The following is a 21,664-nucleotide window of genomic DNA, read 5'->3' as shown; positions in this document are numbered from 1 at the left end:
TCTGTCTGAGGAGGGCCGGGTGAACCGACCGCGCGCCCGCCGGAATTCCGGCTCCTCGAGGCGCGCGTCGTCTAATCATCACGCTGCCGCGGAGAGCGACATCAACGTTTCTCGTCGCCCCTGAGCCGGGGCGACGGGGACGGCTCGGGGAGGCATCCGGCCGCCGCCTGCGCCGCCGCCTTGTCCAGCAGCCACTTCGGAATGCGTCGGCGGCTGCCCCGCACGAAGGCGTCGAGGTCGTCGATGTGGTAGCGGATGAACTGCTCGTTCACGAGGTAGAAGCGCGGGCCCTCCCCCTTGGAGCGCCAGCCCTTCAGCGTCCCCGGCTCGCGGCGGAGGTAGGCGGCCGCCGCCTCCGTGTCGAACCAGGGCGTGTAGCGGTGCGTCTCGATGAGCCAGCGCACCAGCAGCTCGACGTCCTCCACCGTGACCGGCCCCTTCTTCTTGGCCGGACGCGGCGACTGGAGCGGGACCGGCGAGTGGGGCTTCGGCCTCGATGCGCTCGACTTAAGCGGCCTCGGCATCGTCGCCGTCCTCCTCGTCCGAGAGGTCGTCGGCGGGCGGCAGGATCAGGCCGCCGACCCGCGCCGCCAGGATCTTCGTCTCCAGCGCCTGCGCGTGCGGGCGCAAGTGCTCGACGAGGTGCTCGGCGTGGACGTATCCGCCGGAGGCACCGGGAAGCCGCTGGCCGAGGAGGAGCGCGCTCTCGGCGTAGGGCACGCCGGCCGCGATGAAGAGCGTGCGGGCGTGGTGGCGGTACTCGTGCGGGCTCGGCAGGCCGCGCCGCTTCTCCTTCGGCTCGGTGGTGCAGCCGATGCCGCTCACGGGCGACGGCCAGAGCCAGGGATTGTTGAGCGGCAGGTCGGCGCGCATCCGCTCCTCGACCATGGCGGTGAGGAAGTCGCCCATGGGGAACAGCATCTGCCCGCCCGTCTTCATGTGGGTGAAGCGCAGGATCCTGCGGCCGAGGTCCACGTCGGCGCGCTTCAGGTTGAGGATCGACGACCGCCGGGCGCCCGTGAGCATCATGGCGCGGTGGAGGTCGCGCCGGATCGGCGGAAGCTCCTCCGTCAGCTCCCACCATTCCATGAGGTCGAGCGCGTCGACCCTCCGGTCCGGCGGCATGGGCAGGCGAAGGGCGCAGACCGGGTTGTCGGTGATGGTGATGTCCATCCGCATGGCGGTGTTGATGATCGCGCGAAGGACGCGCATCACGCCGGTCGCGGTCGTCTGCCCGGAGTTGGTGCGGAGCTTCTCGTAGATGTCCCGCACCATGGGCCGGCTCAGGTCGACGATCGGTCGATTCCTGATGCGGGCGAGGTAGTGGTCGACGTTGTAGCGGTAGCTGTCCACGGTCGCCTTGCGGAAAGTGCGCTCGCCGAGGTGGACCTCCAGGGCTTCGGCGACCGTGATGGTGCTCGCCTCCTGCTTCGCCGTGGGGTCGATGCCGGACTGGATCTGCGACATCAGCTCGCGGGCCTTATTGCGGGCCTCGCGCAGGCCGATCCGGTCCACGCGGTCGATCTTGACCCGCACGGTGCGGACGTGCCGGCCGTTCCTGCGGACGTCGCCTTGCACCGAGTAGGTCTTCGTGGTTGCATGGCAGATGACCAGCAGCCCCTTGACCTGTTGGTCGCGCCAGATGCCGGAGCCGAGGGGGAGTTCCCGGATGCGGGACTCCGTGAGATTGAGGGAAGCCATTCGACAAATTCCTTGGCGAGCACCGTCCTGAGCACCGAGATCGGATCCTCGCAAATCCGCATCGGTCGCTCATCGTGTCGCGCAAGTACCTGCTCGCTCAACGTACGGTTGTATTATCCGATTTGTAAACCGAAGGTCGGGGGTTCGATCCCCTCTGCCGGCACCACGGGCCCCCGGCCCGGCAGGGCCTCGGGGCCGCGCGGCGGGCGGGTGTCACGCGGCGCCGTTGACCCAGGCCCAGGCTTCGGCTTCTTCCTCGAGCGCGAAGGTCTTGGCGTCCACGGGGGAGAAGACGTCGGCGACCTCGATCATCGCGCGCGCCCAGGCGGGGGCGCCGACGACGGCGTAGCGGCGGACGTGGTTCGTGGCGCGGGCCTGAGCCTTGGCGAATTCGGCGTCGAGCACCGCGCCCCAGTCGGCGCCCTGGTAGTTGCGCATCACGACCAGCATGTCGACGGCCTCATGGCGGTCGAACGCCTCCTCGACCAGCCGCGCCATCCATTCCATGTCGGGCTTGGTGATGCGGGCGCGGATTTCGAAGACGAGAAGGTCAGCACGCGGGCTGTGGGCCTCGGCGACCGAGCCGTCGGGTGCAAGTCTGTCCATGGGGCGTCTCCCTCGGGTTGCCTTTCGGGACACGAACCGCCAAGCCCCCGCCGGGGTTCCGCGGCGTCCGATTGCGGACCGGGCAAAGAAAAACCGCCCGGCGGAGCGGGCGGTCCGAGGTCATGGGAGGAATGCAACCGTCGCCGAGGCGACATGGCTACCGTAGAGCGAGTCGCCCGCACCCAACAATTCGAAGAAACCCATACCAGACGCTGGCCCGCGACCCTTCGACCCCGACGTCGAGGCCGACCCGGGATCGGGGTCTCTTCACACGCGCCCGAAAAAGAAGACCGCCCCGGTCAGGAGCGGCCCAAGTCAAAGGGAGGAATGCAACGCCGATCGCTCAGCCTCTTCCTCGTAGGGAAGCACGCGCCTTCTATCAATGCGAGATTCCTCATATCACCTGACGGAATACGCGCATTGCCCTGGAACAGTGGCGGATCGGCCACATCCACCGGCGAGACACCCGTCAGGGCCGCTTCCCCCCGGACGCCTGGATATGTATAGTCATATCAGACCACGGAGGCGGACATGGCGCATCTTCATGCCGGGCGGGCCCTGCTGCCGGAGGGCTGGGCCGCCGAGGTGAGGCTCACCCTCGCGGACGGCCGCATCGTCGCCGTAGAGGCGTCCGCCGGCGCGGCCCCCGGGGACGAGCGCGTCGCCTGTCTCCTGCCCGGCATGCCCGACCTGCACAGCCACGCCTTCCAGCGTGCGATGGCGGGCCTGACCGAGCGGCGCGGGCCGGGCAACGACAGCTTCTGGAGCTGGCGCGACCTCATGTACCGCTTCGCGCTCGCCATGTCGCCCGACGACGTGGAGGCCGTCGCGGCCGAGCTCCAGGTCGAGATGCTCGAGGCCGGCTTCACCCGCGTCGGCGAGTTCCACTACCTGCACCACGCCCCGGACGGGCACCCCTACGAGGATCCGGCCGAGATGGCCGTCCGCATCGCCGCGGCGGCGGCCGAGACCGGCATCGGCCTCACCCTGCTCCCCGTCCTCTACGCCCGCGCAGGCTTCGGCGGCGCCCCGGCGGGGACGGCCCAGCGCCGCTTCGTCAACGACCCTGCCGGTTTCGCCCGCCTGCACGAGGCGGCCAGCCGCGCCCTGGCGGCGCTGCCCGGAAGTGTGCTCGGCGTCGCGCCGCATTCGCTGAGGGCGGTCACCCCGGACGAGCTCGAGGCCGCCGTGGCGCTCGCGGCCGGCGGGCCGGTCCACATCCACGTCGCCGAGCAGACCCGGGAGGTGGAAGATTGCCTCGCCTGGTCGGGCGCCCGCCCAGTCGCCTGGCTCCTCGACCATGCCCCGGTCGACCCACGCTGGTGCCTCGTCCACGCCACCCACATGGACGCGCGCGAAACCGCCGCCCTCGCGGCGACCGGCGCGGTCGCCGGCCTCTGCCCCCTGACCGAGGCCAACCTCGGCGACGGCATCTTCCCCGCCGCGGACTTCCGCGCCGCCGGAGGGGCCTTCGGCATCGGCTCGGATTCCAACGTCGAGATCGGCCTCGGCGCGGAGCTGCGCATGCTGGAATACTCCCAGCGCCTGCGCGACCGGGCGCGCAACGTTCTCGCCCCGCCGGAAGGCTCGACCGGCCTCAGCCTCTTCGCCGCCGCGCTCGCCGGCGGCGCCCGGGCGCTCGGCGCCGGGCCGTCCGAGATCGCCCCCGGCGCGCCGGCCGACCTCGTTGCCCTCTCCCCGGCCCGCCCGGGCACCGACCTGCCCGACGGCGACGCCCTGCTCGACGCCTGGATCTTCGCGCCCGGCACGGTCGCGGTCGACAAGGTCTGGGTCCGCGGCGTGCGGCTGGTCGAGGACGGCCGGCACCGCGAGCGGGAGCGGATCGGCCGCCGCTTCGGCGCCGTCATGGAGCGTCTCGCCGCGAGCGCCTGAGGCGGGCGGGCCATCGTTCCCGATCGTCGAACGATCCATCGCCGCCGCAGCCCCTGGCATTCCGCGCAAGGAGCCGCCAAGTGGAGGACGCGGACCGCCCTGGCCGGTCCGGCCGGAGTCTCTTGCGATGTCCATCGATCCGTCCGCGTCCGTCGTCGCGCCCGCCGCCCTGCCCGCCGCGAGCCACGTGGGGCCCGTCACCCTGGCGGTCCGGGACCTTCCCGGTCTCGTCCGCTGGTACCGGACCGTCCTCGGCATGCAGGTCCTGCTCGAGCGGCCCGACAAGGCCGTGCTCGGCGCCGCCGACGGGCGCGCCCTGCTGGTCCTTCAGGGCCGGCCGGACCTGCCGGCCGACGACCCGCGCCGCGCCGGGCTCTTTCACGTCGCCTACCTGATGCCCTCCCGCCGCGAGCTCGCCCGCTGGGTCGCCCACGTGGCCGCCCGCCGGATCGCGATCGAGGGAGCCTCCGACCATCTGGTCAGCGAGGCCTTCTACCTTTCGGACCCGGAGGGCAACGGCATCGAGGTCTACCGCGACCGGACCCGCCCGGAATGGCCCCACGAAGCCGGCCGGCTCAAGATCGACACCCTGCCCGCCGACATCCGCGGCATCCTGGCCGAGGGGACGGCCGCGCCGGCCTTCGAGGGCCTGCCCGCCGGCACCACGGTCGGCCACGTTCATCTGAAGGTCGCCGACATCGCCGACAGCCGCCGCTTCTATGTCGACGCGCTCGGCCTGGAGCCGATGGTCGAAACCTATCCCGGGGCCCTGTTCGTGGCCGCCGGCGGCTATCACCACCACCTGGGCCTCAACACCTGGCAGAGCCGCGGGCGCCCGCGGCCCGCCCCGACCCTCGGCCTCGCCGCCGCCACCCTGGTGCTCGGCGACACACGAGCGGTCGCGGCCGCCCTCGCCCGCCTGGCCGCGGCCGGCTACGAGACCGACGGGGACTGTGTCCTCGACCCCTCGGGGAACCGCATCCGCCTCCTCGCCGCCGAGCCCACCCCCGAGGCGGCCGTCGCCTAAGGCCGACGCATCGCGACTGGCGGCCTCGCCATCAGAGCGACGCCGCCGCGCGCGCCGCCTGGTCGTAGTGGCCCGACAGCGACCGGATCCGCTTGGCGACCTCCGACAGGACCTCGCCCTTGAGGCCCGACGACAGCACGGAATCGACCAGCAGGGTTTCGCGCACCTCGGCGTAGCGCTTGCACGCCGCCTCGCCCGCGGGGGTGATATGGGAGAGTTTCTCCTTCCCGCGCCGCCCGCTCTTCACGAGCTTGAGCCGTTCCAGCTTCTTCAGCGCATACGCGACCGTGTGCGTGTCCTCGATGTTGAGGACGAGGCAGATGTCGGAGAGCGTCTTCGGCTTGCCCCGGTGGTTGACGTTGTGCAGCACGAGGATGTCGAGCACCGACAGGTCCGGCACGCCCGCGGCGGCCATGCAGCGCACGATCCAGCGCTGGAAGGCGTTCGCGTACATGACCATGGCGAACTCGATCTCCGACAGTGCCGGCATGGCGCCGGCCGCGAGGTGGCCGGAGGAGACGATGGGCCCGAGGTCGGCACGGCCCCAGGCTTCGTTGTCGCCGCCGCTCATTTCGCCCCCAGCATCTGGTTCGGCAGCCACGTGACGACCTCCGGGACGGCGGTCACCAGGGCGACCATCAGCAGCATGCCGACGAAGAAGGGCAGCGAGGCCAATGCTACGTAGCCCATGGTTTTCCTCGCCAGCGATTGCAGGACGTAGAGATTGAAGCCGACCGGCGGCGTGATCTGCGCCATCTCGACCACGAGCACGATGAAGATCCCGAACCACAGGAGGTCGATGCCCGCCGCCTGCACGGCGGGGAGGATCACCGAGGTGGTCAGCACCACCATGGAGATGCCGTCGATGAAGCAGCCCATGATGATGAACACCACCGTCAGCGCCGCGATGAGCGCCGCCTGGCTGAGCTGCATGTGGGAGATCCAGTCCGCGAAGAGCCGCGGCAGGCCCGTCAGCCCCATGGCGGTCGACATGAAGGCCGCACCGGACAGGATGAGGCCGATCATGCAGGAGGTGCGGACGGCGCCGGTGACGCTCTGCCAGAAGGTCTCCGCCGTGAGCCCGCCGGTGGCGAGCGCCAGCAAGAGCGAGCCGACCACGCCGAGCACGGCCGATTCGGTCGGCGTGGCATAGCCCCCGTAGATCGACCCGAGCACCAGCACGATGAGCAGCACGGTCGGGATGAGCCGGCGGGATTCGTCGAGCTTGCGCAGGAACGGCATTGGCGCGTCGGCGGGCGGGATCCGGTTCGGCCACAGGAGCGCGTAGGCCACGACGATGCCGGAGAAGACCAGCATGAGCAGGATGCCGGGGATCACCCCGGCGATGAAGAGCCGCGCGATGGAGACCTGCGCGGCCACCCCGTAGACGATCATGATGATCGAGGGCGGAATGAGCAGCCCGAGCGTGCCCGACCCGGCCAGCGACCCCACGACCATGAAGTCGTCGTAACCCCGCCGGCGAAGCTCCGGGATCGTCATCTTGCCGATGGTGGCGGCCGTCGCGGCCGACGAGCCGGAAATCGCGGCGAAGATTCCGCAGCCGTAGACGTTGGTGTGCAGGAGCCGCCCGGGCAGCCGCTGCATCCACGGCGCCAGGCCCTTGAACATGTCCTCGGCGAGCCGGGAGCGGAAGAGGATCTCGCCCATCCAGATGAACATCGGCAGCGCCGTCAGGGACCACGAGTTGCTGGCGCCCCAGGTGGTCTGCCCGAACATCAGGCCTGCCGGGCGGGTGGTGAAGAACTCGATGGCGACCCAGCCGACCCCGGCCAGCGCCATGCCGATCCAGAGCCCTCCCGCCAGGAAACCGAAGAGACAGATGGTGAGGACGATCGCAACGGTGGTGGGGTCCATGGCGCCCTCTCCTCAGCGTTCGAAGGTCGGAGCCGCATCGGCCGCCAAGGCCGCTTGCGCGAGGTGCGAGGGCGTGCCGCCCTTCGCGGCCCGCAGGAGGTCCTCGGCAAGCGCCAGGGCGAAGACCGTGAGCCCGACGACCATCGAGAGCTGCGGCATCCAGAGCGGCACCGGCACGAGCCCCTGCGCCACGTCGTGGAAGCGCCAGGAATCGTACGCCAGCCGTCCCGACCAGAAGGCGGCCCAGGTGATCCCGACCGTCGCAAGGCCGAGGAGCACCACCTCGAGCCCGTGCCGCACCGGCCCGCCGAGCCGGTCGACGAGAAGGCCGACCCGGATGTGCTCGCCGCGCCGGTAGGCCGGCGCCAAGCCGAGGAACAGCACGGCGACCAGCCCGTAGCCCGAGAAGTCGTCCGAAGCCGGGACCTGACCGCCGACGAAGCGAAGCCCGACGTCGGCGAGGATCACGCCCGCGATGCCGATCAGCGCCAGGCCGGAAAGGATCTCCATCAGGACGTAGAGAGGGGAGAAGGGGCTCTTGGTCACGCGCCGGGGCTCCCTGGCAAGTCTCGGGGTTACCTGGAAGGATGGGCCGGAGCCTGACGCCCCGGCCCGCCTCGGGTCACTTCCGGTAGGCGTCGATGATCGCCTTGCCGTCCGGCCCGGCCTTCTCGACCCATTCGGCCGCCATCGTCTCGCCGACCTTGGCGAGCTCCTGGCTCATCGCGGCGGTCGGCGCCGCAACCTTGATCCCCTTCTCGGCCATGGTCTTCTTGAAGCCCTCGTTGAGCTTCTCGGATTCGGCCCAGCCGCGCGCCTCGGCAGCCTCGGCGGCCGCCATCACGGCCTTCCGATCGGCTTCCGGCAGCCCGTCGAAGGCAGCCTTGTTGGCGAAGACGATGTTCTGCGGCAGGAACGCCTGCGCGTCGTAGTAGTGGGTGAGATAGTCCCAGGCCTGCGTGTCGACGCCGGTCGCCCCCGAGGTGATCATCGCGTCGGCGAGGCCGGCCCGGAACGCCTGCGGCACCTCTGCCTGCTGGATCGTCACCGGGCTGGCGCCCAGGATCTGCGCGAAGCGGGCGGTCGCCGGGTTGTAGGCGCGGAACTTCATGCCCTTCAGGTCGGCGAGGGCGGTGAGTTCCTTCTTGGCGTAGACGCCCTGCGGCGGCCAGGCGACGGAATAGAGCAGGACCATGCCCTGCTTCTCCAGCCGTGCGGCCACGTAGGGCTTCGCGGCGGCCCAAAGCTTCTTCGCCTTGTCGTACGAGGTGGCGAGGCCGGGCACGCTGTCGAAGGCGAACACGGCATCCTCGTTGCCGAGGGTGGAAACGAGGAACTCGCCGATCTGCACCGAGCCCGTCTGAACGCCGCGCTTGATCTCCGGCAGCTTCAGGAGCGACGCGTTGGAGTGGATGGTGATCTGCAGGCGTCCGCCGGTTGCCTTGGCGACTTCGTCGACGAACTGGCGGTTGTTGATCGTGTGGAAGTTGCCGTCGGGATAGGGGGTGGGCATGTCCCACTTGGTCTGCGCGACGGCGGAGGTGGCCAGCGAAAGGCTCAAGGCGCCGGCGACTGCGGCGGAAATCCACGCTTTCATGAGATCCTCCATCGGGGGATGCCGACCGCTCGGCGTCCAATGGGATGACGATTTCATCAGGCCTTCGTCTTGTCAACAAATTACCGACATAATATCGTCGATCTCGAAACGATTTCCGTTGGAGGAATACGCGATGACCACCGCCTGGGACTTCTGGATCGACCGCGGCGGCACCTTCACGGACGTGATCGGCCGCGACCCCGCCGGCAGGCTCCACGCCCGCAAGCTCCTGTCCGAGAATCCCGAGGCCTATCGCGACGCCGCGGTCGCGGGCATCCGCGCGCTCCTCGGGCTGGGGCCTCGCGACCCGATTCCGGCCGGCGCGGTGGGCGAAGTCCGCATGGGCACCACCGTCGCCACCAACGCCCTCCTCGAACGCAAGGGCGAGCGCACGCTGCTCGTCACCACCCGCGGGTTCCGGGACAGCCTCGAGATCGCCTACCAGGACCGACCCGACATCTTCGCCAAGGCGATCGTCAAGCCGGAACAGCTCTACGAGCGCGTGATCGAGGCCGACGAGCGCATCCTGGCGGACGGCACCGTCGAGCGTCCGCTCGACCTCGCCGCCGCCCGCCGCGACCTGTTGGCCGCCCGGGCCGAAGGCTTCGACGCGGTCGCGATCTCGCTCATGCACGCCTACCGGTATCCGGCCCACGAGCAGGCCCTCGCCGCGCTCGCCCGCGAGATAGGCTTCGCCCAGGTCTCGGTCGGCCACGAGGTCTCCCCCCTCGTCAAGCTGGTCGGCCGCGGCGACACCACCGTGGTCGACGCCTATCTATCGCCGATCCTCGCCCGCTACGTCCGTCAGGTCGCCGAGGAGCTCGACGTCGCGCGCACCGGCGCCCGCCTGATGTTCATGATGTCCTCCGGCGGGCTGACCGCCGCCGACCTCTTCCAGGGGAAGGACGCGATCCTCTCCGGCCCGGCCGGCGGCGTCGTCGGCCTCGCCGAGACGGGCCGGTCCGCCGGCTTCGGCGAGGTCATCGGCTTCGACATGGGCGGCACTTCCACGGACGTCGCCCACTACGACGGCACCTACGAGCGCGCCTTCGACACGGAGGTCGCCGGCGTCCGCATCCGCGCGCCCATGCTGCTCATCCACACGGTCGCGGCCGGTGGCGGCTCGATCCTGCATTTCGACGGCAGCCGCTTCCGCGTCGGCCCGGATTCCGCCGGCGCCAACCCGGGCCCCGCCTGCTACCGCCGCGGCGGCCCGCTCGCGGTGACCGACGCCAACGTCATGGTCGGCAAGCTGATCCCCGACTACTTCCCCGCCATCTTCGGCCCCGGCCAGGACCAGCCGCTCGACGCGGACGCCGTCCGTGCGAGGTTCGCCGCGCTCGCCGCCGAAGTCGGCGACGGCCGCAGCCCCGAGGAGGTCGCCGACGGCTTCATTCAAATCGCCATCGCCAACATGGCCGAGGCGATCAAGCAGATCTCCGTCCAGCGCGGCTACGACGTCACCGGCTACGCGCTGAACTGCTTCGGCGGCGCCGGCGGCCAGCATGCCTGCCTGGTCGCCGATGCGCTCGGCATGACGAAGGTGCTGATCCATCCCCTTTCCGGGCTCCTGTCCGCCTACGGGATGGGCCTCGCCGACATCCGCGCGACCCGCGTCCAGGCCCTCGGGGACGCCCTGGAGGTAGCCGATGCGGGCATCGAGGCGCTGGGCGAGCGCCTCGGCGACGTCTGCCGCGCCGAGCTCGCCGGCCAGGGCGTGGATCCGGCCGAGACGACCACCCACGTCCGCGCCCACATCCGCTACCAGGGCACCGACACGGCCCTCGAGGTGCCCGCCTATGACGGGAAGGCCGGGGTCCGCACCGCGGATCACCGGCCGCGCATGCGCGAGGCCTTCATGGCCGCCCACAAGGCCCGCTTCGGTTTCGTCGACGAGGAGAAGCCGCTCGTGGTCGATGCCGTGTCGGTCGAGGCGATCGGCGGCGCCGCCGCCTTCGTGGAGCCCGAGGCGCCCGAGGCGGCCGAGGGCGCCCCCGAGGCCGCGCGGGCGGCCCGCTTCTTCAGCCGCGGCGCCTGGCGCGACGCGCAGGTGTACCGCCGCGAGGCGCTCGCCCCCGGCCACACGGTCGAGGGCCCCGCGATCGTCATCGAGCGCAACCAGACCATCGTGGTGGAGGACGGCTGGCAGGCCCGGCTGACCGGCCGCGACCACCTCGTGCTGACCCGCACGGTCCCCCTCCCCGCCCGCACCGCCATCGGCACGACGGCCGACCCGGTGATGCTGGAGATCTTCAACAATCTCTTCATGTCCATCGCCGAGCAGATGGGCGTGACGCTCCAGAACACGGCCTATTCGGTCAACATCAAGGAACGGCTGGACTTCTCCTGCGCGGTCTTCGACGCCGACGCCCAGCTCGTCGCCAACGCGCCCCACATGCCGGTCCACCTCGGCTCGATGGACAAGTCGGTCGAGACGGTCATCCGCCAGAACCCGGTCATCCGCCCCGGCGACGTCTTCGCCCTGAACGCCCCCTACAACGGCGGCACCCACCTGCCCGACATCACCGTCTGCACGCCCGTCTTCGACGACGCGGGCGAGCGGATCCTGTTCTGGGTCGCGAGCCGCGGTCACCACGCCGACGTCGGCGGCATCGCGCCCGGCTCCATGAGCCCGCGCGCCACCCGGATCGAGGAGGAAGGCGTCTACATCGACAACTTCAAGCTCGTCGACCGCGGCCGCTTCCGCGAGCAGGCCCTGGTCGAGCTCCTGACCGGCGGCCCCTACCCCGTCCGCAACGTCGTCCAGAACGTCAACGACCTGAAGGCCCAGATCGCCGCCAACGAGAAGGGCGTGGCGGAACTGAGGAAGATGATCGCCCATTTCGGGCTCGACGTCGTGCAGGCCTATATGGGCCACGTCCAGGACAACGCCGCCGAGAGCGTCCGCCGCGTGCTCGACCGAATGTCGGACGGGGACTTCGCCCTGGAGATGGACCAGGGCTGCGTCATCCGCGTGAAGATCTCGATCGACAAGGCCGCCCGCAAGGCGACCGTCGACTTCACCGGCACCAGCCCCCAGCGCGACGACAACTTCAACGCCCCCGCCCCCGTCACACGCGCCGCCGTGCTCTACGTCTTCCGCGTCATGGTCGACGACGACATCCCGATGAACGCCGGCTGCCTCCGGCCCATCGAGATCGTGGTCCCCGACGGGACCATGCTCACCCCGGCCTACCCGGCCGCCGTGGTCGCCGGCAATGTCGAGGTCAGCCAGGCCGTGACCAACGCCCTCTTCGGCGCGCTTCGGGCCATGTCCTGCAGCCAGGGGACGATGAACAACCTGACCTTCGGCAACGATCGCTACCAGTACTACGAGACGATTTGCTCCGGCTCGCCGGCGGGTCCGACCTGGGACGGCGCCTCGGCGGTCCACGTCCACATGACCAACTCGCGCCTGACCGACCCGGAGATCCTGGAGACGCGCTTCCCCGTGGTCCTTGAGGAATTCGTCATCCGACGCGGATCCGGCGGCAAGGGGGCGCACCATGCCGGCGACGGCACGCGCCGCACGATCCGCTTCCTGGAACGGATGGACTGCGCCGTCCTCTCCGGCCACCGCCGCGTCCGTCCCTTCGGCATGGCCGGCGGCGAGCCCGGCGAACTCGGCGCCAACCTGGTTCGCCGCAAGGACGGCCACGTCGACGACCTCGGCGGCTGCGGCCAGACCATCCTGGAGCCCGGCGAGGCGATCACCGTCGTCACCCCGACCGCGGGAGGATATGGCCGGGCCGAGTGAGGACGGGGGCGCCCTAAACGCTCTCCAGCGGCCAGAACACGATCTTGCGGGCGCGCGCGAAGGCGGCGAGGCCGGCGTTCGGGTCCGGCATCGCGTAGGTGTTGCCCATCCGGTCGCGGTTCCACAGGTCGATGTGACCGCCGAACATGTCCTTCTTCTCCTTGCCGGTCGGGAAGTAGTTCCAGAAGAGGATCACGCCCCGCCGCTGCCAGCAGAAATAGTAGGCTGCGATGCCGGGCATCGGCTCCGGACGGTACGGGGGCTTGGCCTCGAACACGTAGGCCCGCTTGAGGCCCTTCCACGACTCGAAGTCGTAGGGGTTGACGAAGTGGTGGAAGTGCTGCTTGCCGCCGATCCCGCACTTGCCGCCATGGAGTCCGTCGAAGGTGATCCCGCTCTTCTCCAGCATGACGCAGAAGCGGACCATGCACTGCCCCGCGAGCCACTTCGCCTCCTGGCACGGGTGGCTGGGGTCGTAGTCGTCGAATTCGTCGGGCTTCTTGCGCGGGTAGAGCGTCCGGTTGGCCGGGTTCAGCGGGTGGTTCGCCCAGAGCACGTCGAACGGCATGGAGGGGTGGAAGACCAGCAGCTTGGGATCCGCCGCCACCCGGATCGAGACCGGGCGCGCATAGGGCGTGTTGCCGGCGATCCTGTTGGCGACGAACTGGGTCGTCCCCGGGTTGTTGCCGCAGATCTGGAAGAAGTAGTGCCCCTTCTGCTCGACCGGGACGCTGTCGCTCGCGACCTCGTGCAGGTTGTAATGGTCGTCGTACTTGACCTTCGGCTTCCTGAGATGGATGACCAGGTCCACGAAAGCGGTCTTGAAGTCGTCCGTCCGATAGGCGACCTCGCCGATCGTGAACTTCTTCACGCCGAGGATCCTGGTCTCGCCCTGCTTGATGTCGAGCGTCTCGACGGGCCGTCCTGTAGCGGGATCGAAAAAGGCTTCCACGCGGATGTCTCCCCTTCGATCGAGAGACCGGAAACAGAATTCGTCAGTGAAAAGTCATCTGTCCTTCCGCCGGCACGACTCTGCAGAACGGTGTCAAGTGCTGGTCGGATCGGCTCCGTCGCTCGACTGGGCAAATGCTACACCGGATCGGAGACCGTCCGCCGCAAGTTGTCGTGAGCCGGAGGTGAATGCACCATGTCGGAGCGATCCGGTCGGGCGGCGCCGGAGTGGTCTTCGCCGACCCGCGCGATCGAGGGGTCCGGATCGAAGCCGGGCAGGATGGAATCGCGGATCGGCATCGGGCCCTCCGGGCGGAAACGCGGGAGGACGACGTCGTACCAAACCAGCCGGTCCGCACGACCGGAATGTGGCGGGGGGTCAGAGAAGCTCCGGCCCGCCCTCCACCTGGTCCTCGGCCATCCGGCGCACCGCCTCCTCGGCCTCGTCGAGGCCGTCGACCGTCTCGTTCGCGCCGCCGGCGTCGTGGGCGCCGGTCACCTCGCTCGCCGGCCGGGCATGGACGTCGATGTCCTCGATCTCCGCCTCGGCCCGCGACCCCGCGATGGTGCCGTGGTCGTCCTCGCGGCCGAAGGGGGTCTCGAAGAGCTCCGCGTCTCCCGGCTCCATCGGCGAGTCGGGCCGGGTCGGATCGGCCTCGTCGCGGCGCGGCCGGGTCGGATCGTTCATCATCGGGTTGGCCCCCATGCGAATGGGGCCGGCGCAGCGCCGGCCCGCCTGGACAGGATCGTCGGGCTCAGATCTTGGTGATCGAGACGGAGACGGGGTCGCTCGCCGGGAAGCTCTCCTCGACGCCCTCGTCCAACCGCTCGTCGGTCTTGTGCTTCAGGTCCGACGACTTCGGCTTCTCCTCGAGCGGGACCTGCTCGACCTTGTCGTCCTGCCGCGTCTTGTCCTGCGTGTTCATGCGACCCTCCGTTCGGTAAACCTTGGTCAGGGAGAACCGCCGGCGGGCCCGATCGTTCCCGCGCCGCGTCACCGCCCCGGCCTGAAGCTGAGCGACACCCGCGACACCAGCCGATCGAAGGCGCGCTCCCGTTCGCCGGGATACGAGAGCTCGACCCCCTGCACCCCGCCGCGGCCGTAGGCGATGCGCAGGTAGAAGACGTCAGGACCCCGGTTGCCGGAGATCACCAGGTGGCCGTTGCGGGTGCGCCGCCGGTAGGTGACTACCGGGTCTCCCGCCTCCCTGAGGTAGTTGGCCGCGACGCGCGCGAGCGACAGCCCCTGCGGGTTCGGCAGCGCGAAGGTGGCGAGCCGCGAGGACCCGTCGCCACCCCGGAACGTCTCGCCCGCGTCGTCGGGCAGGACCACGTCGGAGACGAAGAAATCGGCCGGGTACTCGAAGCGGAACCCGTAGCGAGGGTTGCGGTAGGTGACCCAGTCCCGGACGTCTCTGGGATCGTCCGTCGCGGCCGCCGTGTCGCGTCGTGCGGGCGGTTCCTCGCCCGAGTCCGACGGCCGGGGCGGCTCGCTCCGCCGCTCCGCCGGGGGCCGCATCGGACCGCCCGAATCGGCCGGTTCGGCCTGCTCCTGGATCGGGGCCTGGGCGCGCGAGGGGGCAGTGCCGGCAAGGGCCACCGCCAGGGACAGGAGCGCCAGGAATGCCCGCTTCGGCATGGGTCGGTCCTCCGGATGATCGTCGGTTCAAGAAGCGCCAGCGGGTGCATCCGGTTCCGGACTTCATCGAGCACCCTTCAGGCGACGAAAAAGGGGCGCCGGCTCGCGCCGGCACCCCTCTCAATCATCCTGCCCGAAGGCTCGGATGCGATCGTCGCGTCAGATCTTGTCGACCGCGCGCTTGATCTTGTCCTTGCCCTCGCCGATCGTCTGCTGGGCCTCGCCCTTGCGCTCCTGCACGAAACCCTCGGCCTCCATGTTCTTGTCGTCCATGGCGCGGCCCAGGCCCTGCTTCACGTTGCCGGCCGCCTCGTTGGCCAGGCCCTTGGCTTTGTCGGTCATGCTGCCCATCGGAAGTCCCTCCGGTTGGAATGGGTGGGGATGCGGTCTGCGCATCCGGTGATATCGGACCAACGTCCCGGCACCGCACGAGTTCCACCGCAGCCATCACGAACGCGGCATCGCCGGGAAGAAACCGCCATGCCTTCAGCTTGTTAGCCGGTCGTCAGGACGGCCGCCAGCGGGGTACCACCCGGTAGCGGATCTCGGCCGCCTCCTCGGGCTTCGGCTTGCGGCCCCGCTCCGCGCCCGGATCGAACACCTCGACGGCGGCCTGCCAGGGGCCGAACTCCGTCGCGCCGCGCGGGTCGGCGCGGAGCTTCAGGGGAAAGACCCGGTCAGGCGTGAGCGGCAGGCGCAGGCTGACGAAGCGCTGGGCGGTGCGGAAGTACATGGGGATCTGCCCGGAGAGGACGATCCGCCCGTCCTCGCTCCGCCTCCAGCCCTCCTGCAGCACCGCGTCGTGCTGGCTCTTGTCGGTGTCGAGGCGGATCGTCACCAGCTTCGGGTCGGCGGGCACGAAGGCATCCGGCGGCAGCCGGATCTCCAGGTCGAGGAGCGGCTCGGGACCGCTCGTCGTGATGTAGGTCGAGGGGGTGAGGAGCTCGTAGCCCAGGATCCCGGCCGGCACGACCGCCAGCACCGCCGCCCCGACCACGACCGTCCGCCACAGGGTGGCGAAGAAGCCCCGCACCTCGCCGCGCCAGCGCAGCGCCAGCGGGATCGCCACCACCATGCCGAGGAGGGCCGCCGAAGGCCCGACGAAGAAGGCGAGCCCGAGCCCCAGCCCGCCCTCGTGGTCGGAGACCCTCAGCCACTCCGCCAGCACGAGCCCGCCCCCGACCGCCGCCCCGTAGCAGAGGACGGCGGCCGCCAGGCCGGCGAGGAAGGCGCGGAGATAGAGCATGGGACGCGACCGGCCGGATCGGAGACGAGCAGGAGCGCTGCCCTAGCACCGCGCTGTTTCGCCGGTGTTTCTTGCGATCAGCACTCTGGCACGTTGACGGCGAGCCCGCCCTGGGACGTCTCCTTGTACTTCGAGGCCATGTCGCGGCCCGTCTGGTGCATGGTCGCGATCACCTGGTCGAGGCTGACCTTGTGGGTGCCGTCGCCCCTGAGCGCCATGGAGGCGGCGTTGATCGCCTTGACGGCCCCGAAGGCGTTGCGCTCGATGCAGGGGATCTGGACCAGGCCGCCGATCGGGTCGCAGGTCATGCCGAGATGGTGCTCCATGCCGATCTCGGCGGCGTTCTCCACCTGGGCGTTCGAGCCCCCGAGCGCGGCGGCGAGCCCCGCCGAGGCCATCGAGCAGGCGACCCCGACCTCGCCCTGGCAGCCGACCTCGGCGCCCGAGATCGAGGCGTTCATCTTGAAGAGCCCGCCGATCGCCGTTGCGGTCAGGAGGAAGACGTGCATGCCGGCCCGGTTCGCGCCCGGGCAGAAGTCGCGGTAGTAGCGCAGCACCGCCGGGACCACGCCCGCCGCCCCGTTGGTCGGCGCGGTGACGACCCGGCCGCCCGCGGCATTCTCCTCGTTGACGGCGAGCGCGAACAGGCTGATCCAGTCCATCACCTCGTGCGGCAGGCGCAGGTTCCGCGCCCGGTCGGCTTCGAGCCCGTCCAGGAGCGGCTTCGCCCGCCGCTTCAGCCTGAGCCCGCCGGGCAGCTCGCCGTCCGTCCGCATGCCGCGGTCGATGCACAGCATCATCGTGTCGATCACGCGGTCGAGATGGGCGAGGACGGCGGCCTCGTCGCGCCAGACCGCCTCGTTGGCCCGGACCATGTCGGCGAAGGAGAGCCCGGACGCGGCCCCCATGGCGAGCAGGTCCGCCCCCGACCGGTAGGGGAACGGCAGCGCGGCCGCCTCGCTCTCGTCGACCAGCGCCTCCCCCTCGCGCACCACGAAGCCGCCGCCGATCGAGTACCAGGTCTCGCCCCGGAGCGTCGCGCCGTCCGCCGCATAGGCCGCGAAGGCGAGCGTGTTCGGGTGCCCGTCGGTGGGGGTCACCATGTCGAAGACGATGTCCCGCCCCGGGTCGAAGTCGATCGTCCGGCCGCCCGGTAGGCGGAGCCGTCGCTCGGCGGCGAGGGCGGCCGGGATCGCGTTCGCCCGGTCCGGATCGACCGTGTCCGGCACCTCCCCGGCGAGCCCTAGCATGACGGCCTTGTCGGTCCCGTGGCCCTTGCCGGTCCAGGCGAGTGATCCGAAGAGGCGCACCTCGATCCGCGCCACCCGGCCGAGATCCGGTCCGAGCCCGTCCACGAAGGCCTTGCCGGCGCGCATCGGGCCGACCGTGTGCGACGACGACGGGCCGATACCGATCTTGAAGAGGTCGAAGACGCTGATCATCCGCCCGTCCGTTCGCTTCGGCGCCCCGCCCCCGCCGATCGGGAAGCGCCCTACCCCGCCAGGTATTCCCGCGCCGCCTCGGCCATGAGCCCGTGAACGTAGGGCACGAAGCTGCGCCAGCACTCGATGTGGTACCGGTCCGCGGCCTGCCGCCAGAGCACGATCTCGGCCTTGCCGTAGAGCGTACGGGTACACATGCCTTTGGGGAAGGCCGTCTCGTGCAGGTCGAGCGGGCAGCCCGCCGCCAGCACGTCGGTGGCGCGCGATCCCGACAGCAGCATCCCGGTGTTGCGGCTCGACACGTCCACGAGGCTGATCGGCTCGGTCAGCATGGTGCCGATCACGCTGAGGATCGCCGGCCCCTCCCCGTCCCGGGCGAGGAGCAGCCATTCGTCCGGCCCCAGCCAGAGCGCCGCGCGGCCCCCGGCGTCGTTGGCCCTGAGCGGTTCGGCCGACAGGACCGGCCCGAAGGCGCGCGACAGCTGCGCCGCCGCGGCGGGCGAGCCGCGCACCAGGAAGCGCGTCAGCGGCCCGACCCCGACGAGGGTCACCCGCGGGGTCTTCGGAAAGGGCGGCAGGCCGTCGAGCGCGCCGCGGCGCTCCGCGATCTCAAGGGTCAAGGCGAGCACCCTCCTTGTCGTAGAAGACGGGATCGACCACCGTGACTGGGATCGAGCCGTTCGGCATCGGCACATAGAGGGTCTCGCCCATCCGGGACCGGCCCCGCTCCACCAGCGCCAGCGCGATCGACCGGCCGACCGTGGGCGAGGCGTAGGACGACGTGACGTGCCCGATGGCATGGGTCCGCGCCGGCGGGTTCTGCATGGGCGTGATCTGCGCCCCCTCCTCCAGCACCACCGCCGGGTCCGCCGTGGCCAGCCCCACCAGCTGCTTGCGGTCCGGGTGCTTCAGGTCCGCCCGCGCCAGCCCGCGCTTGCCGACGAAGTCCGCCTTGGCCTTGCCGACCGCCCAGCCGACCCCGGCCTCGTCCGGCGTCACCGTGCCGTCGGTGTCTTGGCCAACGATGATGTAGCCCTTCTCGGCGCGCAGCACGTGCATCGCCTCCGTGCCGTAGGCGCAGCCCCCGTGCTTCTCGACCTCGCGCCAGACGAGGTCCCAGACGCCCCGCCCAAAGCTCGACGGCACGTTGATCTCAAAGCCGAGCTCCCCCGTGAAGCTGACCCGCCAGAGCCGGCACGGGATGCCGCAGATCATCCCCTCGCGGGCGCTCATGTGGGGCATCGCCGACCGCGACAGGTCGATCCCCTCGACGAGCGGCATCAGCACCTCGCGCGCTTTCGGGCCCTGCACGGCGATGACCGCCCACTGCTCCGTCGTGGAGGTGAGCCAGACCCTCAGGCCCGGCCACTCGGTCTGCAGGTAGTCCTCCATGAGCGACAGCACGCGCGGCGCGCCGCCCGTCGTCGTGGTGACGTGGAACCGGTCCTCCGCCACCCGGCCGATGACGCCGTCGTCGTAAACGAAGCCGTCGTCGCGGGTCATGATTCCGTAGCGCAGCCGCCCCGGCTCGAGCTTCAGGAACGGGTTGACGTACATCCGGTTCAGGAACTCGGCCGCGTCCGGCCCGACCACCTCGATCTTGCCGAGAGTCGAGGCGTCGAACATCCCGACCGCCGCGCGCACCGTCCGGCACTCCCGGTCGACCGCCTGGTGCATAGTCTCCCCGGCCCGCGGGAAGTACCAGGCCCGCTTCCATTGGCCGACATTCTCGAAGACCGCCCCTTGCGCCTCCGCCCAGCCGTGCATGGGCGTCTTGCGGACGGGATCGAAGAGATCGCCCCGCGACGTGTTGGCGAAAATGCCGAAGGTGGTCGGGGTGTAGGGCATGCGGAAGGTGGTGAGGCCCACCTCCGGGATCGAGTTGCCGAGCTGCCCCGCCGCGATCGCCAGGGCATTCATGTTCGAGGTCTTGCCCTGGTCGGTCGCCATGCCGGTCGTCGTGTAGCGCTTGACGTGCTCGATCGACCGGAAGCCCTCACGCACGGCGAGCTTGATGTCCTTGGCCGTGACGTCGTGCTGGAAGTCCACGAAGGCCTTCACGCGCGCCGCGTTGCGGTGGTGCGGCAGCGCCCCGAGCGTGTGCCCCGAGGGGCTCGTGGCGCCCGCGACCGAGAAGGTCTTGGCGCCCCGCGGGGAAAGCCCGGCCGCCCGCGCCGCCGCCGCGCCGGCCGCGTAGCCCTCGTCGAGCACCGCGCCGAGGTCGAAGGTCCCGTTGGCGGCGCCTGCCGAGCGCTCCCGCTCGGCCGACCGGCCCGGCAGGAAGGTGCCCCGTTCGGCGTCCCAGCGCAGCTTGCCGCGCGACTGGGAGAACAGGTGCAGCGTCGGCGTCCAGCCGCCCGACATCAGGAGCGCGTCGCAGCCGATCGACTCGGACTTGCGGACCGACCCGTCGGGCCCGACCTTGCCGGCCTTCACCGACTTCACCCGGAGCCGCCCGGCCGTGCCGACGACCGTCGCCCCGGCCTCGACCCGGATCCCGGCCTCCCGGGCGATCTCCGCCGCCGCGCCCGGCTCCGTCCTGAGGTCCAGGATCGCCGGCACCTCGGCGCCGGCCCGCTTCAGGTCGCGCGCCGCCAGGTAGGCGCTGTCGCAGGCGGTCGCCACCACGACCCTGCGGCCCACCAGGGCGCCGTAGCGGTTGAGGTAGGTCCGCCCCGCATCGGCGAGCAGGATGCCCGGCCGGTCGTTCTCCGGGAATACCAGCGGCCGCTCGATCGCCCCGCCGGCGATCACCACCTCCTTGGCCCTGACCTGCCACAGCCGCTCGCGCGGCAGATGCTCGGACGGGGCGGCGAGGTGGTCGGTGATCCGCTCGGCCAGCGCCACGAAGTTGTCGGCGAAGTAGCCGAAGGCGGTGGTCCGGGTCAGGCAGGTCACCCGGTCGGACAACGCGAGCGCCAGGATCAGGTCCGACGCCCACTTGAGGGCGGGCTGGCCCTCGATGGTCGCCCCGGCCTCGTGCAGGAGCGAGCCGCCGAACTCCGCCTGCTCGTCGACCAGGATCACCCGCGCGCCCGCCTCCATGGCGGCGACCGCCGCCGCGAGCCCGGCCGGCCCCGCGCCGACGACGAGCACGTCGCAATGGGCGAAGCGGGTCTGGTAGCGGTCCGGGTCGGGCAGTTCCGGCGCCTTGCCGAGGCCCGCGGCGGCGCGGATCTTCGGCTCGTAGACCTTTTCCCAGAAGCCCTTCGGCCACATGAAGGTCTTGTAGTAGAAGCCGGACACGAAGATCGGCGACATCAGGTCGTTGACCGCGCCGGCGTCGAAGCCGAGGCTCGGCCAACGGTTCTGGCTCTCCGCCGCGAGCCCCTCGTAGACCTCCACCTGCGTGGCGCGCAGGTTCGGCGTCTCCCTCGCCCGGTCCCGCCGGACCGTCACGAGCGCGTTCATCTCCTCCGCGCCGGCCGTAATGATGCCGCGCGGACGATGGTACTTGAACGAGCGGGCGACCAGGTGGACGCCGTTGGCGATCAGCGCCGAGGCGAGCGTGTCGCCCTCGTAGCCCATGTGCTCCCGGCCGTCGAAATTGAAGCGGACCGGCTTCTGCCGGCGGATGCGGCCCCCTTCTGCCGTGCGGAAGGCGTTCATCGGGCGGCCTCCCGCTCGGCCAGTTCGGCCGCGAGCGCCGCGAGGTCGGGCGCCGGCGAGCCCGCCGGGTAGGTCGTCACGAACTTGTCGGTGACCGTGTGCCGGACCGCGTTGAAGAAGCGCGCGCAGCCGTGCACATGCCGCCAGCGCTCGGCGATGAGGCCCTTCGGGTTCGAGCGGAGATACAGGAACGCGGCCATGTCCTGGTCCGTGGCGGCATCCGGCGCGGGCCGGGCCACATGGGCCTCGCCCATGTTGCGGAACTCGATCTCGGGCCGTGGCCCGCAGACGGGGCAGGTGATGAGCAGCATGCGCTTGCGC

Annotated in this window: 21 protein-coding genes; 3 read left to right on the top strand and 18 right to left on the bottom strand. The window is 70.6% G+C overall.

Going from position 1 to position 21,664, the window contains the following annotated elements; all coding sequences use genetic code 11:
* Window positions 1-101: 101 nt before the first annotated feature.
* The 3 genes from WBG79_RS22970 to WBG79_RS22960 all read right to left on the bottom strand — a co-directional run bounded on the left by WBG79_RS22970 (window position 102) and on the right by WBG79_RS22960 (window position 2,307).
* The gene (locus WBG79_RS22970; RefSeq protein WP_337359573.1) at window positions 102-524 is read right to left on the bottom strand and encodes a hypothetical protein; all 423 of its coding nucleotides are present in this window, start codon (window positions 522-524) and stop codon (window positions 102-104) included.
* Complete coding sequence (locus WBG79_RS22965; protein WP_337359572.1) at window positions 508-1,701, bottom strand: tyrosine-type recombinase/integrase; 1,194 nt, start codon at window positions 1,699-1,701, stop codon at window positions 508-510. The genes WBG79_RS22970 and WBG79_RS22965 overlap by 17 nt, the downstream gene beginning before the upstream one ends.
* A gap of 213 nt (window positions 1,702-1,914) precedes the next feature.
* A complete protein-coding gene (locus WBG79_RS22960) occupies window positions 1,915-2,307 on the bottom strand; it encodes an STAS/SEC14 domain-containing protein (RefSeq protein WP_337359571.1) in 393 nt (130 codons plus the stop codon).
* Between the two features lie 531 nt (window positions 2,308-2,838).
* On the opposite strand from WBG79_RS22960, the gene WBG79_RS22955 reads away from it, so the two are divergent.
* A complete protein-coding gene (locus tag WBG79_RS22955; protein ID WP_337359570.1) occupies window positions 2,839-4,200 on the top strand; it encodes a formimidoylglutamate deiminase in 1,362 nt (453 codons plus the stop codon).
* Between the two features lie 127 nt (window positions 4,201-4,327).
* Window positions 4,328-5,227 (top strand): VOC family protein, encoded by a 900-nt coding sequence (locus WBG79_RS22950; RefSeq protein ID WP_337359569.1) that lies wholly within the window; start codon window positions 4,328-4,330, stop codon window positions 5,225-5,227.
* A gap of 31 nt (window positions 5,228-5,258) precedes the next feature.
* On the opposite strand, the gene WBG79_RS22945 is transcribed toward WBG79_RS22950, so the two are convergent.
* The 4 genes from WBG79_RS22945 to WBG79_RS22930 form a co-directional block, all read right to left on the bottom strand.
* On the bottom strand, window positions 5,259-5,798 hold the full coding sequence (locus tag WBG79_RS22945; protein ID WP_337359568.1) for a winged helix DNA-binding protein: 540 nt from the start codon (window positions 5,796-5,798) through the stop codon (window positions 5,259-5,261).
* Window positions 5,795-7,102: a TRAP transporter large permease gene (locus tag WBG79_RS22940; RefSeq protein ID WP_337359567.1), complete on the bottom strand. Its 1,308-nt coding sequence runs from the start codon at window positions 7,100-7,102 to the stop codon at window positions 5,795-5,797. The genes WBG79_RS22945 and WBG79_RS22940 overlap by 4 nt, the downstream gene beginning before the upstream one ends.
* 12 nt (window positions 7,103-7,114) lie before the next feature.
* Window positions 7,115-7,648: a TRAP transporter small permease gene (locus WBG79_RS22935; protein WP_337359566.1), complete on the bottom strand. Its 534-nt coding sequence runs from the start codon at window positions 7,646-7,648 to the stop codon at window positions 7,115-7,117.
* A gap of 76 nt (window positions 7,649-7,724) precedes the next feature.
* Complete coding sequence (locus tag WBG79_RS22930) at window positions 7,725-8,699, bottom strand: TRAP transporter substrate-binding protein (protein WP_337359565.1); 975 nt, start codon at window positions 8,697-8,699, stop codon at window positions 7,725-7,727.
* A gap of 133 nt (window positions 8,700-8,832) precedes the next feature.
* Here WBG79_RS22930 and WBG79_RS22925 point away from each other — a divergent pair, with 133 nt between their 5' ends.
* Window positions 8,833-12,456 carry a hydantoinase B/oxoprolinase family protein gene (locus WBG79_RS22925; protein WP_337359564.1) on the top strand — a complete coding sequence of 1,208 codons (3,624 nt, stop codon included), beginning with the start codon at window positions 8,833-8,835 and terminating at the stop codon, window positions 12,454-12,456.
* Between the two features lie 13 nt (window positions 12,457-12,469).
* On the opposite strand, the gene WBG79_RS22920 is transcribed toward WBG79_RS22925, so the two are convergent.
* From WBG79_RS22920 to WBG79_RS22870, 11 genes are all read right to left on the bottom strand, one after another.
* Window positions 12,470-13,408, bottom strand: a complete 939-nt coding sequence (locus tag WBG79_RS22920) for a T6SS effector amidase Tae4 family protein (RefSeq protein ID WP_337359563.1) — start codon at window positions 13,406-13,408, stop codon at window positions 12,470-12,472.
* Window positions 13,409-13,545: 137 nt separating this feature from the next.
* Window positions 13,546-13,707, bottom strand: coding sequence for a hypothetical protein (locus tag WBG79_RS22915; RefSeq protein WP_337359562.1), 162 nt, complete (start codon window positions 13,705-13,707; stop codon window positions 13,546-13,548).
* 79 nt (window positions 13,708-13,786) lie between these two features.
* A complete protein-coding gene (locus WBG79_RS22910) occupies window positions 13,787-14,098 on the bottom strand; it encodes a hypothetical protein (protein ID WP_337359561.1) in 312 nt (103 codons plus the stop codon).
* A gap of 64 nt (window positions 14,099-14,162) precedes the next feature.
* The gene (locus WBG79_RS22905) at window positions 14,163-14,333 is read right to left on the bottom strand and encodes a hypothetical protein (RefSeq protein ID WP_337359560.1); all 171 of its coding nucleotides are present in this window, start codon (window positions 14,331-14,333) and stop codon (window positions 14,163-14,165) included.
* A 68-nt stretch (window positions 14,334-14,401) separates the two neighbouring features.
* Entirely contained in the window at window positions 14,402-15,046 is a 645-nt protein-coding gene (locus WBG79_RS22900) for a hypothetical protein (protein WP_337359559.1), read from the bottom strand.
* A 159-nt stretch (window positions 15,047-15,205) separates the two neighbouring features.
* Entirely contained in the window at window positions 15,206-15,388 is a 183-nt protein-coding gene (locus tag WBG79_RS22895) for a CsbD family protein (RefSeq protein WP_443147505.1), read from the bottom strand.
* A gap of 163 nt (window positions 15,389-15,551) precedes the next feature.
* Entirely contained in the window at window positions 15,552-16,292 is a 741-nt protein-coding gene (locus WBG79_RS22890) for a hypothetical protein (RefSeq protein WP_337359557.1), read from the bottom strand.
* Window positions 16,293-16,369: 77 nt separating this feature from the next.
* Window positions 16,370-17,734 carry an L-serine ammonia-lyase gene (locus tag WBG79_RS22885; protein WP_337359556.1) on the bottom strand — a complete coding sequence of 455 codons (1,365 nt, stop codon included), beginning with the start codon at window positions 17,732-17,734 and terminating at the stop codon, window positions 16,370-16,372.
* Window positions 17,735-17,784: 50 nt separating this feature from the next.
* Window positions 17,785-18,354: a sarcosine oxidase subunit gamma gene (locus WBG79_RS22880; protein WP_337359555.1), complete on the bottom strand. Its 570-nt coding sequence runs from the start codon at window positions 18,352-18,354 to the stop codon at window positions 17,785-17,787.
* A complete protein-coding gene (locus WBG79_RS22875) occupies window positions 18,344-21,343 on the bottom strand; it encodes a sarcosine oxidase subunit alpha family protein (protein ID WP_337359554.1) in 3,000 nt (999 codons plus the stop codon). Before WBG79_RS22875 ends, WBG79_RS22880 begins: the two co-directional genes overlap by 11 nt.
* Complete coding sequence (locus tag WBG79_RS22870; RefSeq protein ID WP_337359553.1) at window positions 21,340-21,654, bottom strand: sarcosine oxidase subunit delta; 315 nt, start codon at window positions 21,652-21,654, stop codon at window positions 21,340-21,342. The genes WBG79_RS22875 and WBG79_RS22870 overlap by 4 nt, the downstream gene beginning before the upstream one ends.
* Window positions 21,655-21,664 lie beyond the last annotated feature (10 nt).

The sequence above is a fragment of the Prosthecomicrobium sp. N25 genome, from assembly GCF_037203705.1.
GTDB lineage: Bacteria > Pseudomonadota > Alphaproteobacteria > Rhizobiales > Ancalomicrobiaceae > Prosthecodimorpha.
This window is presented reverse-complemented; position numbering and strand designations above follow the sequence as displayed.